This is a genomic window from Mesorhizobium sp. BE184 (assembly GCF_031457045.1).
GTDB lineage: Bacteria > Pseudomonadota > Alphaproteobacteria > Rhizobiales > Rhizobiaceae > Mesorhizobium.
Window position 1 is genome coordinate 690,605 of record NZ_JAVDVU010000001.1, and the last position, 16,028, is coordinate 706,632.

Annotated in this window: 21 protein-coding genes; 11 read left to right on the forward strand and 10 right to left on the reverse strand. The window is 62.3% G+C overall.

The features are described from left to right. Positions 1-100 precede the first annotated feature (100 nt). The gene (cysE, locus tag J2X35_RS03320) at positions 101-949 is read left to right on the forward strand and encodes a serine O-acetyltransferase (RefSeq protein WP_056108687.1); all 849 of its coding nucleotides are present in this window, start codon (positions 101-103) and stop codon (positions 947-949) included. Between the two features lie 225 nt (positions 950-1,174). Beyond that, positions 1,175-1,378 carry a DUF3126 family protein gene (locus tag J2X35_RS03325; protein ID WP_056108691.1) on the forward strand — a complete coding sequence of 68 codons (204 nt, stop codon included), beginning with the start codon at positions 1,175-1,177 and terminating at the stop codon, positions 1,376-1,378. Positions 1,379-1,414: 36 nt separating this feature from the next. Here the strand turns inward: J2X35_RS03325 and J2X35_RS03330 are convergent, their stop codons facing one another. Further along, complete coding sequence (locus J2X35_RS03330) at positions 1,415-2,158, reverse strand: hypothetical protein (RefSeq protein WP_310180933.1); 744 nt, start codon at positions 2,156-2,158, stop codon at positions 1,415-1,417. Here J2X35_RS03330 and J2X35_RS03335 point away from each other — a divergent pair. Beyond that, on the forward strand, positions 2,142-2,609 hold the full coding sequence (locus J2X35_RS03335; RefSeq protein WP_310180934.1) for a DUF6949 family protein: 468 nt from the start codon (positions 2,142-2,144) through the stop codon (positions 2,607-2,609). The genes J2X35_RS03330 and J2X35_RS03335 overlap by 17 nt on opposite strands. An 18-nt stretch (positions 2,610-2,627) precedes the next feature. Continuing rightward, positions 2,628-3,155 (forward strand): gamma carbonic anhydrase family protein, encoded by a 528-nt coding sequence (locus tag J2X35_RS03340; RefSeq protein ID WP_310180935.1) that lies wholly within the window; start codon positions 2,628-2,630, stop codon positions 3,153-3,155. Positions 3,156-3,280: 125 nt separating this feature from the next. Here J2X35_RS03340 and J2X35_RS03345 read toward each other — a convergent pair whose 3' ends face one another. The 3 genes from J2X35_RS03345 to J2X35_RS03355 form a co-directional block, all read right to left on the reverse strand. After that, complete coding sequence (locus tag J2X35_RS03345; RefSeq protein ID WP_310180936.1) at positions 3,281-3,886, reverse strand: transglutaminase-like cysteine peptidase; 606 nt, start codon at positions 3,884-3,886, stop codon at positions 3,281-3,283. A 559-nt stretch (positions 3,887-4,445) separates the two neighbouring features. Then, the gene (locus J2X35_RS03350; protein WP_056108718.1) at positions 4,446-5,063 is read right to left on the reverse strand and encodes a PilZ domain-containing protein; all 618 of its coding nucleotides are present in this window, start codon (positions 5,061-5,063) and stop codon (positions 4,446-4,448) included. A 105-nt stretch (positions 5,064-5,168) separates the two neighbouring features. Continuing rightward, entirely contained in the window at positions 5,169-5,810 is a 642-nt protein-coding gene (locus J2X35_RS03355; protein WP_310180938.1) for a PAS domain-containing protein, read from the reverse strand. Positions 5,811-6,210: 400 nt separating this feature from the next. Here J2X35_RS03355 and J2X35_RS03360 point away from each other — a divergent pair, with 400 nt between their 5' ends. Next, positions 6,211-6,960 carry a rhomboid family intramembrane serine protease gene (locus J2X35_RS03360; RefSeq protein WP_310180940.1) on the forward strand — a complete coding sequence of 250 codons (750 nt, stop codon included), beginning with the start codon at positions 6,211-6,213 and terminating at the stop codon, positions 6,958-6,960. A 103-nt stretch (positions 6,961-7,063) separates the two neighbouring features. Next, positions 7,064-7,495 (forward strand): CBS domain-containing protein, encoded by a 432-nt coding sequence (locus J2X35_RS03365; protein ID WP_056108723.1) that lies wholly within the window; start codon positions 7,064-7,066, stop codon positions 7,493-7,495. Between the two features lie 40 nt (positions 7,496-7,535). On the opposite strand, the gene J2X35_RS03370 is transcribed toward J2X35_RS03365, so the two are convergent. Further along, positions 7,536-7,790, reverse strand: a complete 255-nt coding sequence (locus tag J2X35_RS03370) for a YjhX family toxin (RefSeq protein ID WP_056108725.1) — start codon at positions 7,788-7,790, stop codon at positions 7,536-7,538. A 295-nt stretch (positions 7,791-8,085) separates the two neighbouring features. Between J2X35_RS03370 and gatB the strand changes: the two genes are divergently transcribed. Next, entirely contained in the window at positions 8,086-9,585 is a 1,500-nt protein-coding gene (gatB, locus tag J2X35_RS03375) for an Asp-tRNA(Asn)/Glu-tRNA(Gln) amidotransferase subunit GatB (RefSeq protein WP_310180943.1), read from the forward strand. A gap of 27 nt (positions 9,586-9,612) precedes the next feature. Next, positions 9,613-10,101 (forward strand): GNAT family N-acetyltransferase, encoded by a 489-nt coding sequence (locus tag J2X35_RS03380; RefSeq protein ID WP_310183728.1) that lies wholly within the window; start codon positions 9,613-9,615, stop codon positions 10,099-10,101. 20 nt (positions 10,102-10,121) lie between these two features. On the opposite strand, the gene panC is transcribed toward J2X35_RS03380, so the two are convergent. Continuing rightward, complete coding sequence (gene panC, locus J2X35_RS03385; RefSeq protein ID WP_310180944.1) at positions 10,122-10,973, reverse strand: pantoate--beta-alanine ligase; 852 nt, start codon at positions 10,971-10,973, stop codon at positions 10,122-10,124. Continuing rightward, positions 10,970-11,806 carry a 3-methyl-2-oxobutanoate hydroxymethyltransferase gene (panB, locus tag J2X35_RS03390; protein WP_310180947.1) on the reverse strand — a complete coding sequence of 279 codons (837 nt, stop codon included), beginning with the start codon at positions 11,804-11,806 and terminating at the stop codon, positions 10,970-10,972. The genes panC and panB overlap by 4 nt, the downstream gene beginning before the upstream one ends. 187 nt (positions 11,807-11,993) lie before the next feature. Between panB and J2X35_RS03395 the strand changes: the two genes are divergently transcribed. The 3 genes from J2X35_RS03395 to J2X35_RS03405 all read left to right on the forward strand — a co-directional run bounded on the left by J2X35_RS03395 (position 11,994) and on the right by J2X35_RS03405 (position 13,532). After that, on the forward strand, positions 11,994-12,392 hold the full coding sequence (locus J2X35_RS03395; RefSeq protein WP_056108733.1) for an NADH:ubiquinone oxidoreductase subunit NDUFA12: 399 nt from the start codon (positions 11,994-11,996) through the stop codon (positions 12,390-12,392). Positions 12,393-12,549: 157 nt separating this feature from the next. After that, entirely contained in the window at positions 12,550-13,050 is a 501-nt protein-coding gene (locus J2X35_RS03400) for a DUF2155 domain-containing protein (RefSeq protein WP_405023174.1), read from the forward strand. Between the two features lie 74 nt (positions 13,051-13,124). Further along, entirely contained in the window at positions 13,125-13,532 is a 408-nt protein-coding gene (locus J2X35_RS03405; RefSeq protein ID WP_310180948.1) for a hypothetical protein, read from the forward strand. A 26-nt stretch (positions 13,533-13,558) separates the two neighbouring features. Here the strand turns inward: J2X35_RS03405 and aat are convergent, their stop codons facing one another. Genes aat through accB form a run of 3 tightly spaced genes read right to left on the reverse strand, consistent with a single transcriptional unit; the run spans position 13,559 to position 16,019 of the window. Continuing rightward, on the reverse strand, positions 13,559-14,170 hold the full coding sequence (gene aat / locus J2X35_RS03410; protein ID WP_056108738.1) for a leucyl/phenylalanyl-tRNA--protein transferase: 612 nt from the start codon (positions 14,168-14,170) through the stop codon (positions 13,559-13,561). Between the two features lie 12 nt (positions 14,171-14,182). Beyond that, positions 14,183-15,535 (reverse strand): acetyl-CoA carboxylase biotin carboxylase subunit, encoded by a 1,353-nt coding sequence (gene accC, locus J2X35_RS03415; protein ID WP_056108741.1) that lies wholly within the window; start codon positions 15,533-15,535, stop codon positions 14,183-14,185. A gap of 16 nt (positions 15,536-15,551) precedes the next feature. Continuing rightward, positions 15,552-16,019: an acetyl-CoA carboxylase biotin carboxyl carrier protein gene (gene accB / locus J2X35_RS03420; protein WP_056108744.1), complete on the reverse strand. Its 468-nt coding sequence runs from the start codon at positions 16,017-16,019 to the stop codon at positions 15,552-15,554. Positions 16,020-16,028: the final 9 nt, after the last annotated feature.

Here is a 16,028-nt window from a genome sequence, read left to right on the forward strand (position 1 = left end):
GGTCCATTTGAGGGGACGCTAAGGAAAATTGAATTCCCCCATGCGACAATCTGGCTTATATGAACACTCACCCAAGGCAAGCCGTCCGGCGGAGCAGGCGATGAACAGCATAAGTATTGCTCGCAACAGTGTTTTGAAACCGGTAGACCCGATCTGGCGGTCGATCCGCGACGAGGCAATGGAGGCAGTGGATCGCGATCCGTTGCTGGCGGCGTTTCTTTATTCGACCATCCTCAATCAGGAAAATCTTGAAGAAGCCGTCATCCACCGGTTGGCCGAGCGGCTTGCGCATCAGGATGTTGGCGCCGACCTCATTCGCCAGACGTTCAAGGCCATGCTGGCCGACTGGCCAGAATGGTCGAGCGTGCTGCGCGTCGATATCCAGGCCTATTATGACCGTGATCCTGCTTGCGACCGTTTCATCATGCCGGTCCTCTATTTCAAGGGGTTCCATGCCATCCAGACGCATCGTCTGGCGCATTGGCTGTGGAACCACGGCCGGCAGGATTTCGCGCTTTATCTGCAGAGCCGTTCCTCCTCGATCTTCCAGACGGACATCAACCCGGCGGCGCGCGTCGGCAAGGGCATCTTCCTCGATCACGCCACCGGCCTTGTCGTTGGCCAGACGGCGGTCATCGAGGACAATGTCTCCATCCTGCACGGGGTGACCCTGGGCGGCACCGGCAAGGCCGGCGGCGACCGGCATCCGAAGATTCGCTACGGTGTACTGATCGGCGCCGGCGCCAAAATCCTCGGCAATATCGAGATCGGGCATTGCTCGAAAATCGCCGCCGGTTCGGTGGTGCTGTCGGCAGTCCCCAGCAACAAGACCGTGGCGGGCGTGCCGGCAAGGGTTGTGGGGGAAAGCGGTTGCGAGCAGCCGGCCCGGCAGATGGACCAGCTTCTGCCGTCGCAGACGATGGATCACGTCGTCTCGTTCGATATCTGAGTGCTTGCCCGCGCGGGTTTCGGGCTTCGCTGGGACGGGGCGTCGCGCCGGGCAAGACGCGTAGCGTAAAGTGTTCTGTTTCGAGCACGTCACGTCACGGTGACGACTGGCATTCCGGCGGGAACCGCGTGGCTTGCCTTTACATGGCCATCCTTCGCGTGCCAGAAGCGCCTCCACGCAAGCAGGCGCCTCAGCGCCGGCAAGCCAAACGACCGGAGAGAACTGTTGAAGCCTGAAGAAATCCGCAAGCTCGACGCCTATTTCAAGCGCGCCTTCCAGAATCCCAGCCTGCAGGTCAAGGCGCGGCCGCGCAAGGACGATTCGGCCGAGGTTTACCTGGGCGACGAATTTCTAGGCCTCGTCTTCAAGGACGAAGACGACGGCGACTACAACTTCTCGATGGCGATTCTCGACATCGATCTGGATTGAGACGATCCGTGCGGCCGGTTCCGTACCACTGCCGCGCTACTTTTTCGCGCCGTTTCCGGTTTTGAGTATGCGCGCCGCCTCGGCGCTCATCGCGGTTTCAAGTGCCTGCCAGTCGCCGAGGAATTCGGCCGGAAAGCGATAGCTGAGGCTGAGATTGTCGCCGACCTGAATGTCACGCTCGCATGGCGCCAGCGATTCTTCGGCGCTCGGCCCCGTGAAGCACCGCGCCACGAACGGATCCTTGCCTGCGCGCTCAGCGACCGCCAGCATTTCATTCATATAGCCTGACTTGTCGTTGAAACTGTAGAGCGTCGTCCCGCCAGGGCCGGGCTTGCCCGGCTTTACAATCAGCGAACTGTAGATCGGCGCGAACCGGCCGCTCATGTCGCGTGACATGGCCCGTTCCTCGAACGACAGGAAGACGATACGCTTCTTTGCCCCTACATTGTTGAAATCGTTGCGCGCGGCGGCGCTGTAACCGTCCATCTGCGGATAGCGCAGATAGAGGTCGAGACGCTGGGCGACACCGTCGCGGCGCGCCTGTTCGAACCGGATGTAGTTGGACGGGACGGCGATAACATTGTTACCGATGACGATTTCGCGCACCGTGGTGTCGTCCGTATAACCCGCCATGGCGATGGCATGGCCGAACCATTTGCCCGCCATGCTGATCGCTATCGACAGTGCCGCCAACGCCGCGAAGCAGTAGAAGACCTTCATCATCAGCGACGAGTTGACGACCTTGAGGTCCGGGGTTTCTGCCGTGACCGTGCTGCCCATGGCCTTCGTTCCCAAATGTCCCGCTCTGGCACAAAATGCCGGCATGTTGCTTGCACGTTTGCTGAAACGGACAGTGCGGTTTCATGGTAAACAGTTGGTAAAAATGGATGGATTTGTGCCTGGGCTTTTCGCATTTCTGGTCGGTTTGACCGCGAGCGGCCTGCTCTGCTCAGCCTTGGAACTCGTATTCGGCCGGCGCCTGGCTTTCGCGGAGCCGTTCATGTCCGGTTCGCATGTCGTCCGCTCGCTTGCCCTGGCGGCGTTTGCCGGGCCGTTCATGCTCTTCAACGAGGCCCTGGCGGCCTACCGGCAGCGGCATATAACTGGTATGGCCTTGGCTTCCTGTGCCGGCTCGGCTTGCTTGTGGGCGCTTGCGCTCGGAGTGACGCTGATTGGCGCCGTGTCCGGTTTGGCCGAGCATACGGCCGCCATGCCGATCCTCGATTTCTAGACGTTTTTGGGAGAAAAAATGCCGATTTATGCGCTTGACGGGAAGGCTCCCCGTTTTTCGGACCGCGACACCAACTGGATAGCGCCGGACGCCACCGTGATCGGCAGCGTTGAGATCGGGCGCAATGTCGGCCTCTGGTTTGGCGTGGTGCTTCGCGGCGACAACGAGCCGATCGTCATCGGCGATGACAGCAATGTCCAGGAGCACACCATCATGCACACCGACATGGGTTTCCCGTTGACGATCGGCAAAGGCTGCACCATTGGCCACCGGGCCATGCTGCACGGCTGCACGATAGGCGACAACACGCTGATCGGCATGGGCGCCATCGTGCTCAACGGCGCGAAGATCGGCAAAAACTGCCTGGTCGGCGCCGGCGCGCTCATCACCGAAGGCAAGGAATTCCCGGACAATTCGCTGATCGTCGGTTCGCCGGCGCGCGTGACGCGCACGCTCGATGATGCCGCGGCGGAGCGGATGCGCAGATCCGCAGCGAACTATGTCGAGAACGGCCGGCGCTTCAAGGCCGGCATGACCGCAGCCTGAACGCTGCCGCGAGACGCTGGCTTCCGCCAGAAAAGGCGGAGCCGGCCCGGGGACAGGGGCCGGCTCCTTGACCCGGTCGTTGGGGACGGGGAGGGTGGGGACTCGACCGGGTTTTCCGTTGCGTCCTAGCGGACGCTGGCGACCGCGTCGGCGCGGCCGTCATTGATGCTGATCCAGGCGCCGGAATTCCGTTCCGACTGGCGCTTGAGATAGGTGTAATCGGTATCGGTCCAGGCGAGGACGCGGGATTCAAGATTGTCGAGGATGAACTCGCCGAGGCTGGTGCGGACCGTCAGTACGGCATGGCCGTCGCCATTCGGCTGGCGCGCCACCGTCATCAGCAGGTCGCCGGCCGGAATGCCCGCCTGCATCAGCTCGCGCCGCTTTTCCAAGGCGTAGTCTTCACAGTCGCCGACGCCGCCGTCAGGATAGGACCAGACTTCTTCCTTGCCCCACATCTCCATGTCGGTACGCGGCTGGACCCTGGCGTTCACGGCGTTGTTGACGTTGATGATGGTGGCCCAGAGTGTGCGGGTCAGCTCGATCGGCTGCCGCCGCGCCGTGATCTGCCGGCATTCCTGCGGCTGCTTCTGGCAGAATTCGTAATGACCGACCGGCTGCGTGGTGCGGCCGGCGGTGTGCATGAAGTTTGCCCCGGCATTCGCGGATCCCCACCCGCAAAACTGTAGTGCCATTGCAAGCAGCAACAGCGCGCCCCTCGACTTCCGCATTTTCTTGTCTCCCCGTTTGAGAGAGACAATGACACGGCTGAATTTATTTGACGCAAAAGCGCGCAGTAGATATTGAGTAAAAACACAAGAGATTTAATATAAATATCAAGACAAACAATAATAAAATAAGAATAGAATTTTCCTAAAATTTTATCGATCCGCCCATAACCGTTGCAATGCCTGCCTGCCTGGTCAAAAGTGACCTGGGGAAATGCATGGCATCGGGCCATGCCGGGGTTTGTTCGGTACGCTGTCGGCAGACGGCCGCACCGGGAACGGGGCGATATGGGGGAAATACGCAAGAGCGAATGTCCGCATTGCAATGGCGTGGGCATCGTCTTCAAGTGCCGCGAATGGGAGGCGACGGAGGGCAAATGCTGCCCTTCCGGAACGACCCAGCCGAAGTGTCCGGGTCAAAGCGTGCGCTGCGTTCCTTGCGCGGGCACCGGTTTCTATAGGGTTGAAACGGCCTGAGCGCGATCTCGCGCCCGCAACGTCGACAGGCAAGGGTAGGGAGGCATCTGAGGTCGCGGGGCCTGTTGACGCCGGCCCGTGCGCGTCAGTCTGCCGAGCCGCTGAATTCGGTGTCGAGCGTTTCGGCGTGCTGGATGACGGCGAATTCGATGGCGATGCCGTCTTCGAAGTGGCGCACCACCTGGCCGCGCATCGTGCCGAGCACGACCTGCACGCCGATCGCCGGCTTGACGTCGATCTCGATGGCCGCGCCCGAAAGAGACAGGTCGATGATGCGGCACTGATACTGGCGACCATCGGTGAGGTGCAGGACGCTCATCGGGTTGCGCGGCGCGACGCGCTCGTGGCGGCGGTCTTCCGGCAGGTCGAGTTCGTGCTTGTTGGCAAGCCAGGTCAGCTGCGCGGCGAGCTTGTCCTTCTTGCGCTCGGAGGCGATGACCGTCATGGCGAAGCCGTCTTCGAGCGTGCGCGTGACGACGCCCTCGATGCGGCCGATGTGATCGATATAGGCGATGACCCGTTCGCCGGGCTGGCCGATGCGGTCGGTGCGGAAAGCAACGTTGCCGGGCGACATGTCGATCACCTGGCACGGGTGCTCGCTACGGTCCTCCAGCATGAAGCGTCCATAAATCTTGACGCGAACACGCTGAAAGCTACGCCTTTCAGCCCCGGACGGCGAATATTCGACCGCCGCTGACCTCATGATTGCTTCACACCCCGTTTGCCATCCTGCGCCGCTGCGAGGATTCCGACCAAACTATCGCCAAACAGGTTAACAAACAGAGAAAACGGAGCGTCGGATTGCGCGTCAATCCTGCGTGTCGCGGCCACCGTCGAAGACGACGAGATGGCGGATCCGGCGAGCTTGCCCGTACTCGGGCGCTATGTGATTTTCACCGAGTTCGTTTGGCGCCAGCGAGGGCACCGGAATGGCTGGCCGGTTCTTGAGGTAGAGAGGCTCCTTGTCCGGGTCGATGATGCGCACGGATTCGATCAGCGCGTCGGTGATTGGGTCCGAACCCAGCCAGAAAGGCTTGTCTTCCGGGGTTATCACGCCAAGGCCGCGTGGATGCTGGGCTCCACCGTCCAGCGGCAGAGCGAGCAGCTCGAACCTGTTGGAGCGGCCCGAACGGCTGAAGCCTTCATAAGTGATGAGCACAACCGAGGACTGGAAGGCGCCGTCCATCAGCCGCGACACCAGCCGCTGGTCTTTTTCCCGCCACAGGGAAGGGAAGGAGAAGCCCTTCAACTCGCGCCCGTAGATCGCGCAAAGACGCGTGCCGGCAAGCCGGAACACGGCTTCTCCGCGCGTGTCCTTTTCCAGGATGAAGGTGTCGGCCAGCAGATTCTTGATGTCTGCCGGCTCGATCTCGGTCCGTTTCGGGGCTCGCCGCCCGTCACGCAGCTGATTCCAATAATGGAACAGTGCGATCGATCCGTTCAGGTTCATTCTGTGTCCGCTCCGCGCGATCCTGCTGTCTGATGTCCCATCGGTGAACAGAAGGACGCCCTCCGTGGAACTACATGCGATGCGGAGCAGGATGCATGCCAGCACCGTTAACTCTTGTTCACGGCTCGGGGCCGTTAAGGTTAACAGATGGTTTACGTTGCATTGGACTCACGCTTATGGGACGTTGAAATCACTCCAGTTTTTCGCCGTTCCGCCCGGTACGGTGACTTCAGTCAAGAGCTTCCAGGGGAGCAAGGGGCTCGACCAGCCGTTCAAGGGAAACCTTGGACGGCTTCTTTTTTGGCCGCGATTCGGCCATCCGATTCGCGGTTTGTGATTGGTTTGTGATTCCGGCCCGGCTGGCCTACATGCTCGCCATCGAATGCTGGCAAGGATCGACATGAGCGACACGGAAACTCCGGCGGAAAACGGGCCGATCGAGCCGGAAGCGGAGCCCCGCCGTGAACCGGTCTTCAACCTGCCGAGGATCGTGCAGGCGATCATTGCCCTGTGCGCGGGGGTGCATGTGCTGCGGACCTATGTCCTGACGGACGAGCAGGACTTCGAACTGCTGGTTCGCGCCGCCTTCATCCCGATCCGCTACTCGGGGCGGTACGATTTTGAGTTCTATGCATTGTCGAGCCCGTTTACCTATACCTTCCTGCATGGCGGCTTCATGCATCTGGCCGTCAACATGGTGTGGCTGGCGGCGTTCGGTTCACCGCTGGCGAACCGGATCGGGGCCTTGCGCTTTGCCCTGTTCTTCGCCGCCACCGGCCTGGCGGCGGCTTTCTTTTTCTGGGCCATCCATCCGCTGACGCAGGCGCCGCTGGTCGGCGCTTCCGGGGCGATATCCGGCATGATGGGGGCCGCCGCCCGGTTTGCCTTCCGCATCGACCGGTCTTCAGGAAAGTCGGCCTTTGGCGGCCCGCCGCTGCCGTTTTCCGCTGTGTTCCGCTCACGTGGCGTGCTGACCTTCCTGGCCGTCTGGATGGTCATCAATCTGGTGACCGGACTGATCGGGGTGGTGCCGGGCGCCGACGACCAAATTGCCTGGGAGGCGCATATCGGCGGCTTTCTCGCGGGCTTTCTCGGGCTCGGGTTCTTCGACCGGATGCCACCTCGCCAAGATGGCGGTTATCTCAGTTAGGATCGCCGGCCCGCTCCAACTCTTGAAATGCAACCAATCGGAGCGCACCATGTTCACCTGAATGTGAACGCGGCGAACCCACTGTAGGCTGAGGAGGACCCCGATGACTGTTAAGGCGATTCTGGAAGCAAAAGGCCATGACGTGTTTACGCTCGGGCCGAATGACGGCCTTGCCGAAGCGATCAACATCCTGGCTGAAAAGCGCATAGGCGCCCTGGTGGTCACCAATGGCGACCGCAAGATCGTGGGCATCCTGTCGGAACGCGACATCGTGCGTGTCCTGGCGCGGGAAGGGGCCGCCGCGCTGAACATGCCGGTGCGCTCGGCGATGACGCCGAAGGTCAAGATCTGCAACGAGAACCATACGGTCAACGAGGTCATGGAGATCATGACGGCAGCCCGTTTCCGCCATTTGCCGGTGGAAAAGAACGGACTGCTCGACGGCATCGTCTCCATTGGCGACGTGGTCAAGCGCCGCATCGAGGATGTCGAACGCGAAGCCGAGGAGATCAAGGCCTATATCGCCACCGCCTAGATAGGTGGGTGGGGTCGCGGCCGAAACCGCGACCCATGTCCTATCTGTTGTCGAGTTCGGAACGGACGAGTTCCAGCCCGCGGCGGGTGATGCGATACGGCCCGCCTGCGGAAGAGGCCACGGCCTTCTTCCGCTTGAGCTTTCTGAACAGACCGAGGTCCAGGCCCGCATAGTGCCAGCCGTCGCGCGTCAGGCATCTGACCGCCTCGATCTTCTTGTCGTTCTTTTCGATTTCGATGCGGCCGCCCTGGGCCAGCATATGCAGGATGCGCTGTTCTGTGCGCGAGATGTCCATGTGAATTCCCGGAAAACCTGGCGAGACGCCAAAACGAAAAGCCGCAGCCGCGAGACGTCGCGGCACGGCGGTTCAGGTTTCTGCCCTGCCTCCTGCGAGGTCAGGGCTTCACCGGGACTGAGCGTAAGTGGACATCCACTCTCCATTGGGATGGCGTCTTATAAATCGACCTGAAGAAGAATTCCAGTCTCGGCTCACGGGGCGCCCGATAGCCGGATGCTTGCTTCGGCAGCCAGTTTGCACTAGCGAGATGGCACACGAATTGACCGCGACTTTCCGTTTTCCGCAGGCTTCCATGACCCTCATCGACACCCGCACACCCGACGCGAAACGCTTGATCCCCGGCGCCACCGGCGACTGGGAGATCGTCATCGGCATGGAAGTCCATGCCCAGGTGACCTCGGAGGCGAAGCTGTTCTCCGGCGCATCGACTGCGTTCGGCGCGGCGCCCAACGCCAATGTCAGCCTGGTCGACGCGGCGATGCCCGGCATGCTGCCCGTCATCAACGAGGAATGCGTGCGGCAGGCGATCCGCACCGGGCTCGGGCTGAAGGCGCAGATCAACCAAAAATCGGTCTTCGACCGGAAGAACTACTTCTACCCCGATCTGCCCCAGGGCTACCAGATTTCGCAGTTCAAGCAGCCCATCGTCGGCGAGGGCACGGTCACGGTTTCGGTCGGTCCCGACAACAAGGGCCAGTTCGAAGACATCGAGGTCGGCGTCGAGCGCCTGCATCTGGAGCAGGACGCCGGCAAGTCGATGCACGACCAGCATCCGACCATGTCCTATGTCGACCTGAACCGGTCGGGCGTGGCACTGATGGAGATCGTCTCCAAGCCTGATATCCGCTCGTCGGAAGAGGCGAAGGCGTACGTTACCAAGCTGCGCTCGATCCTGCGCTATCTCGGCACTTGCGACGGCAACATGGACGAGGGATCGCTTCGCGCCGACGTCAACGTTTCGGTCCGGCGTCCCGGCGAGCCGTTTGGCACGCGCTGCGAGATCAAGAACATGAACTCGATCCGCTTCATCGGCCAGGCGATCGAATACGAGGCGCGCCGCCAGATCGCCATTCTGGAGGACGGCGGATCGATCGACCAGGAAACCCGCCTCTACGATGCGGTGAAGGGCGAGACCCGTTCGATGCGTTCGAAGGAAGAGGCGCATGACTACCGCTATTTCCCCGACCCTGACCTTTTGCCGCTGGAATTCGACCAGGCCTATGTGGATGCGTTGGCTGTCGGCCTGCCGGAACTGCCGGACGAAAAGAAGGCGCGGCTGGTCGAGAAGCTCGGCCTTTCGCCCTATGACGCGTCGATCCTGGTGTCGGAAAAAGCCATTGCCGATTATTTCGAGAAAGTGGCGGTGGATCGCGACGGCAAGCTGGCCGCCAACTGGGTCATCAACGACCTGCTGGGGCAGCTGAACAAATCCGGCAAAACCATTGAAGAGACTCCGGTTTCCCCGGATCAGCTCGGCGGCGTCATCGACCTGATCAAGGAAGGCACGATTTCCGGCAAGATCGCCAAGGATCTGTTCGAGATCGTCTGGAACGAGGGCGGCGACCCGCGCGAACTGGTCGAAAGCCGCGGCATGAAGCAGGTCACCGACACCGGCACCATCGAAAAGGCGGTGGACGAGGTGATCGCCGCCAACCCCGACAAGGTCGAGCAGGCGAAGGCCAAGCCGACCATGGCCGGCTGGTTCGTCGGCCAGGTGATGAAGGCGACGGGGGGCAAGGCCAACCCGCAGGCCGTCAACGACCTGGTCAAGGCCAAGCTCGGCATTGAATAGCGCGCGTCGAGGGCGAGGACCTTGACCGTGTTCATCCGCACCGCGGGCGAGAACGATCTTGCCGCCGTCAGCCGGCTTCTCGCCGCAACCTGGCACGCGACCTACGACCCGATTTATGGCGAGGCCGGCGTTTCCCAATTATCGGACCGATGGCATTCGGTGGATTGGCTGCGCCAGATGCTGAGGCGCCCGAAATCGGAGTTCATTGTTGCCGATACCGGCTCCGGCCTTGCCGGCATGGCTTACGCGGTCATCAATGACAAGCGGCCCGAAATCGTCGAACTGCATGAGCTTGATGTGTTGCCTGCGATGCAGGGCAGGGGTGTCGGTGGACTGCTGCTGGAGGAAATACAGGGTTCGTTCTTCGATTGCCGGATGATGCGGCTTGAGGTCGAGGAGAAGAACAATGGCGCCATCGCTTTCTACGAAGCGGGCGGGTTCGTCCGCACAGGCAGCAGGAAAGCGACACAATGGGTCGACGCTACGATCCTGACGCTGGAAAAGCAGCTCGCCTGATCGTCGCCATCGCAGGGTGACTATCCTGCTGGAATTGCGAGATTGTCGATGAGCCGTGTCTTGCCCAGCCATGCGGCGGCCAGCAGGCGGCCGTCTTTGCCGCGTTGCCATGGGTGCAAAGTCAGCGCCTCGCGCGCCGCCACATAGTCGACGCTGCGGAAACCCGCCTGCAGGATCGCGTTGTTGGCCGCTTCGACCGTCGCGCTCTCGTCCGCGCCTGCGGCCAGCGCTTCGGCGGTTTCGCGCAGGATGCGGTTGAGCTGCCGTGCGACGGCGCGTTCACCGTCGCTGAGATAGGCGTTGCGCGACGACAGGGCGAGGCCGTGCTTGTCCCTTACCGTTTCCGCGCCGACGATCTCGACCGGCAGGTCGAGGTCGCGGCACAGCTTTCGGACGACACAGAGCTGCTGATAGTCCTTCTCGCCGAAGATGGCGAAATCCGGCTCCGCCTGGATGAACAGCTTGCCGACCACGGTGGCCACGCCTTCGAAGAAGCTTGGCCGGAAATCGGTTTCCAGACCGGCGGAAGGCCCGCCCACCGAGATCTTCGTCGCGAAGCCGGAAGGATACATTTCGCTGACCGGCGGCGTGAAGGCGAGATGCGCCCGGATTTCGGCCAGGCGCTCGAGGTCGCGCGCGAGCTGGCGCGGATATTTATCGAGGTCTTCCGTCGGTGCGAACTGGGCCGGGTTGACGAAGATCGACACCACGCAGCGGTCGGCCTTCTCCAGAGCCATCCGCACCAGCGAGATATGGCCGTCATGCAGCGCGCCCATCGTCGGCACCATGGCGACTTTCAGCCCGTCGCGCCGCCAGCCGCGCACCCGCGCGCGCAATGCCGCGACGGTCTCGACGATTTCCGGCAGGCTCATGCACGATCCTTCCTGGCTTCCGGTGAGGCGGAAAAAATATGCTCGGCGGCTGGAAAAGCGCGGCTGCGTACATCCCGCGCAAAGGCTTCGGCCGCGCCGGCGACGACATCGCGCAGATGCGCGTATTCCTTGACGAATTTGGGCACCCGGCCCACCGTCAGGCCGACCATGTCGTCGATCACCAGAATCTGGCCGTCGCAGTCGGCGCTGGCGCCGATGCCGATGGTCGGGATGGAGACGGCGCGGGTCAGGTCCGCCGCCACGCGCTCCACAGTGCCTTCGATGACGACGGAAAACGCGCCGGCCTTTTCGACCGCCTCGGCGTCTTTGAACAGCGCCGCGACCGCATCATGGGTCTTGCCCTTGATCTTGTAGCCGCCGTCCTTCTCGACCGATTGCGGCTGCAGCCCGATATGGCCCATCACCGGAATGCCATCGGCGACGATGGCGGCGATCTGGGGAGCCATGTCCACCCCGCCTTCGAGCTTGACCGCATGGCAACCGGTCTCCCTGACGATGCGGCGGGCGGAGGCGACGGCCAGTTCAGCCGATTCCTCATAGCTCCCCGCCGGCATGTCGACGACGACGCAGGCCTCTTGCGCGCCGCGCATCACCGCCTGGCCATGGGCGATCATCATGTCCATCGTTGCGCCCAGCGTCGTTTCGTGGCCGTGCAGGACCATGGCGACGCTGTCGCCGACCAGCAGCAGGTCGACATGGGGATCGAGCAGTCTTGCGATGGGAAAGGTATAGGCGGTGAGGCAGACGATCGGGACGCCACCCTTGGCTCGGCGAATCGCCTCGGTGGTTTTGCGGATCTCGGCTTCGGCCAAGTCTGTCCCCCGGTAAGGTGCCCAGCTGCTGCGCCTTACTTGACGCGGCGGCAGTCATAGGAACATCAGCCATGCTTGGCAAGTTGGCAGGGGTTGCCGAACAGACCGCTTGGTGCAACGCAAAATCCTTGCCTTCGCGTCCGCCTGACGCCATAAGCAACGCAGGCAAGCGGCCCGGAAAGTGACGATGAAGAATTTCCTCCTGCAGTTTTTCACATGGTGGAACGGCCAGACGATCGGCACGCGGCTCCATACGTGGCGCTACGGCACAAAGGTCGGGCAGGACGAATTCGGCAACGTCTATTACGAGGGCGGTGTCAATTCCGACGGTCAGACGCGTCGCTGGGTCATCTACAACGGCCGGTCGGAAGCTTCGGCGATCCCGCCGGGCTGGCATGGCTGGATGCATCACCGCGTCGATGTCGCCCCGCCCAGCGAGGACTATAAGCCGCGCGACTGGCAAAAGCCCTACCAGCCGAATCTCACGGGCACCCCAAGCGCCTATCGTCCGAAAGGCTCCGTGCTCGGCACCGGCCATCGGCCACAGGTGACGGGCGACTATGATGCCTGGACGCCGGGCAACTGAGCCGGACGCACGCCGTTTGTCGTCTGCTTCTGGTCTTTTCTCGCCACAATTGGCGTTTAGCAGCTTGATGATCCGAGAGCGGCTATTAGCCTGTCGGTCGAGAATCACCGACCATAACCACTGGTAGTCCTGTATGCGCATATTGAGCCGAAATACGATGGGCGGCCGGGTCTGGACGGGCGCAGTGGTCGCCGCCACCATGTTGGCGGGTAGCCTCGCCTTCGCAGCTCCGCCTGCGGCCGGTGATGCAGGCCGCGTCGCCAATCCGGTTGCCGAATTCGCCGGCATCGACAAGATTACCGGACGTATCATCACCTTCGACGTCTATATCGACGAAACGGTGCAGTTCGGCGCCCTGCAGGTGACGCCGCGCGTCTGCTATTCGCGGCCCGAGGCCGAGGCTCCGAAGACCGATTCCTTCGTCGAAGTCGACGAGATCACCCTGGACCGCAAGATAAGGCGCATCTTCACCGGCTGGATGTTTGCCGAGAGTCCCGGCCTCAATGCCGTCGAGCACGCCGTCTATGATGTCTGGCTCAAGGCCTGCAAGCAGAAGTCGGACGTTCCCGCACCTGGCGCGGCCAAGGCGCCCGATGGTGGCGGCGGCAAGGGCGGCGCGGCTCCGGCCGACCCCGGCACCACCTCCGGAACCAACTGATCCAACGACACTCCTTCCGGGAACCGCGTGCCTGCTGAAACGTTGGCTCGCGGGGCGCGTGAAGGATGGTGACCATGCTTGCTAGCAAGGACGAATTGATCGCGCTCGAAAAGGGCTTCTGGACGGGCGACGAAGCCTTTTACAAGGCCAATGCGGACAAGGAATGTCTCGTGGCCTTTCCTGAAATGGCGCAGACCATGAGCAACGCGGATCTTGCCGCCACCGCGAAGAAACCGCACCGCTGGAAGAACCTCCAGATCGAGCCCAAGGGTTTCGTGGAGCCCGGCAGCGATATCGTCATGCTGACTTATGAGGCGCGGGCTACGCGGTCCACCGGCGAACCCTATGCCGCGCTCGTCAGCACCGGCTACGTGCGGCGCGCCGACGGCTGGAAGATGATGTTCCATTCGCAGGCGCCGCTGCCCACCGGCAAGGCCAGGAAAAGTGGGCTGGGCGAAGGCAGCTCCAAAAAAGCGGACTAAAAGGTCACTCTTGTGGGATTTGAGCGTTAGAACCTGGCTTCGCCCTTCAGCGCGGCGGCAAGCATCTTTTCGTATCTGCCGCGCGGCACATCGACCGCGCCGAAGCGCTTCAGATGCTCGGTGGTGAATTGGGTGTCGAGAAGCACGAAGCCGCGTTCGTTCAGCCTTTCGACAAGGCGGACGAGACAAACCTTCGAGGCGTCGGTTTCCTTGGAAAACATGCTTTCGCCGAAGAACACCCGCCCCAGCGAAACGCCGTAAAGCCCGCCCACCAGCCGCCCCTCGCGCCAGGCCTCGACGGAATGGCAGTTGCCGATCTCGTGAAGCCGCACATAGGCTTCCCGGATCGGCGCATTGATCCAGGTGGACTGGCGCTCCTCGCGCTGCTCGGCGCAGGCATCGATGGTCGATTCGAAGTCATGGTCGAAGCGGACCTCGAACAGGCCCTTGCGGACCGTCTTGGCCAGGCTTTTGGGGATGTGGAATCCGTCCAGCGGAATGATGCCGCGTGATTCCGGCCGCACCCAGAACACTTCGGCGTCGGCAGCGCTTTCGGCCATCGGAAACACGCCCGACGCATAGGCCTTCAGCAACAGGTCCGTCGGGATGCGGTAGCCGGGCGCGTAGGGCCTGGTCATGACGCCTTATCTTCAGGCTTCGGGGGCTTCCTTGGCCAGATATTTCTCCAGCCAGTGGATATCGTAGTCGCCATTGGCGATGTCGGAATTGCCGACGAGGTCGCGAAACAGCGGCAGCGTCGTCTTGATGCCATCGACCACGAACTCGTCCAGCGCGCGGCGCAACCGCATCATGCATTCGACCCGGTTGCGGCCGTGGACGATCAGCTTGCCGATCAAACTGTCGTAATAGGGCGGAATGCGGTAGCCCGAATAAACGCCGGAATCGACGCGGATGCCGAGACCCCCGGGCGTGTGGAAATGCGTGATCGTGCCAGGCGAGGGCGTGAAGGTGCGCGGGTCCTCCGCGTTGATGCGGCATTCAATGGCGTGACCGTTGAATTTGATCTCGTCTTGCGTCACCGACAGGCCGCCGCCCGATGCAACCCGGATCTGCTCGTGGACGAGGTCGATGCCAGTAATCATTTCCGTCACCGGATGCTCGACCTGGAGACGGGTGTTCATTTCGATGAAATAGAATTCGCCGTTTTCGTAGAGAAATTCGATGGTTCCGGCGCCGGAATAGCCGAGATCGGCGATCGCCTTGGCGCAGACGCCGCCAATCTTGGCGCGCTCCTCGGCGTTGAGGGCAGGGGAGTTGGCCTCCTCCCACACCTTCTGGTGGCGGCGCTGCAATGAACAGTCGCGCTCGCCGAAGTGGACGCCCCTGCCGGCGCCGTCGCCGAACACCTGCAGTTCGATATGGCGCGGCTTTTCGAGGTATTTCTCGATGTAGACCGAGCTGTTGCCGAAGGCGGCGCCCGCTTCGGTGCTCGCCGTCTGCAAGGCCTCGATCAGATCCTCTTCGGTGCGCGCCACCTTCATGCCGCGCCCGCCACCGCCGGCGGTTGCCTTGATGATGACCGGATAACCGATCTCGTTGGCGATACGCTTGGCGTCGGCCTCTTCGGTAACCGCGCCGTCCGAGCCAGGCACCACGGGGATGCCCAGCCGCTTGGCGGTGCGCTTGGCCTCGATCTTGTCGCCCATGATGCGGATATGGTCGCCGGACGGGCCGATGAAGGTGATGTTGTGCGCGGCGAGGATGTCGGCGAACTTGGCGTTCTCGGACAGGAAGCCGTAGCCTGGATGCACGGCATCCGCCCCGGTGATCTCGCAGGCGGCGACGATCTGATGGATGTTGAGGTAGCTGTCGCGCGAGGGCGGCGGCCCGATGCAGACGCTTTCGTCGGCAAGGCGCACATGCATGGCGTCGGCATCGGCGGTCGAGTGAACCACGACGGTCTGGATGCCAAGCTCCTTGCAGGCGCGCAGCACCCGAAGCGCGATTTCGCCGCGATTGGCGATGAGGATTTTCTGGAACATCGCCGTTTTCCCGGCCTTACTCGATCACGACGAGCGGCATGCCGTATTCCACCGGCTGGGTATCCTCGATCAGGATCGCAGTCACGGTTCCGGCGCGGGGCGCGGGGATCTGGTTCATGGTCTTCATCGCCTCGATGATCAGCAGCGTCTGGCCTTCTTTCACCTTCTGACCGATTTCGACGAACGGACGGGCGTCCGGCGAAGGCGAGAGATAGGCCGTGCCGACCATGGGCGAGGGCACCGCGTTCTTCGAGCTGTCGGACGCCGCAGGCGCCGCCGCGGGGGCTGCAATGGCTGCCGGGGCTGCTGCTGCCGCGTAGGCAGGCTGCGGCGCCGCCACAGCGTGAACCGCCGGCGCGTGGCGCGAAACGCGAACCTTCAGGTCGCCAAGCTCCACCTCGATCTCAGTCAGATTGGTGTCGTTCAGGATGCCCGCGAGATCGCGGATAAGCTGCTGGTCAACACCGGTCTTTTTCGTCGTCATGATCGACCC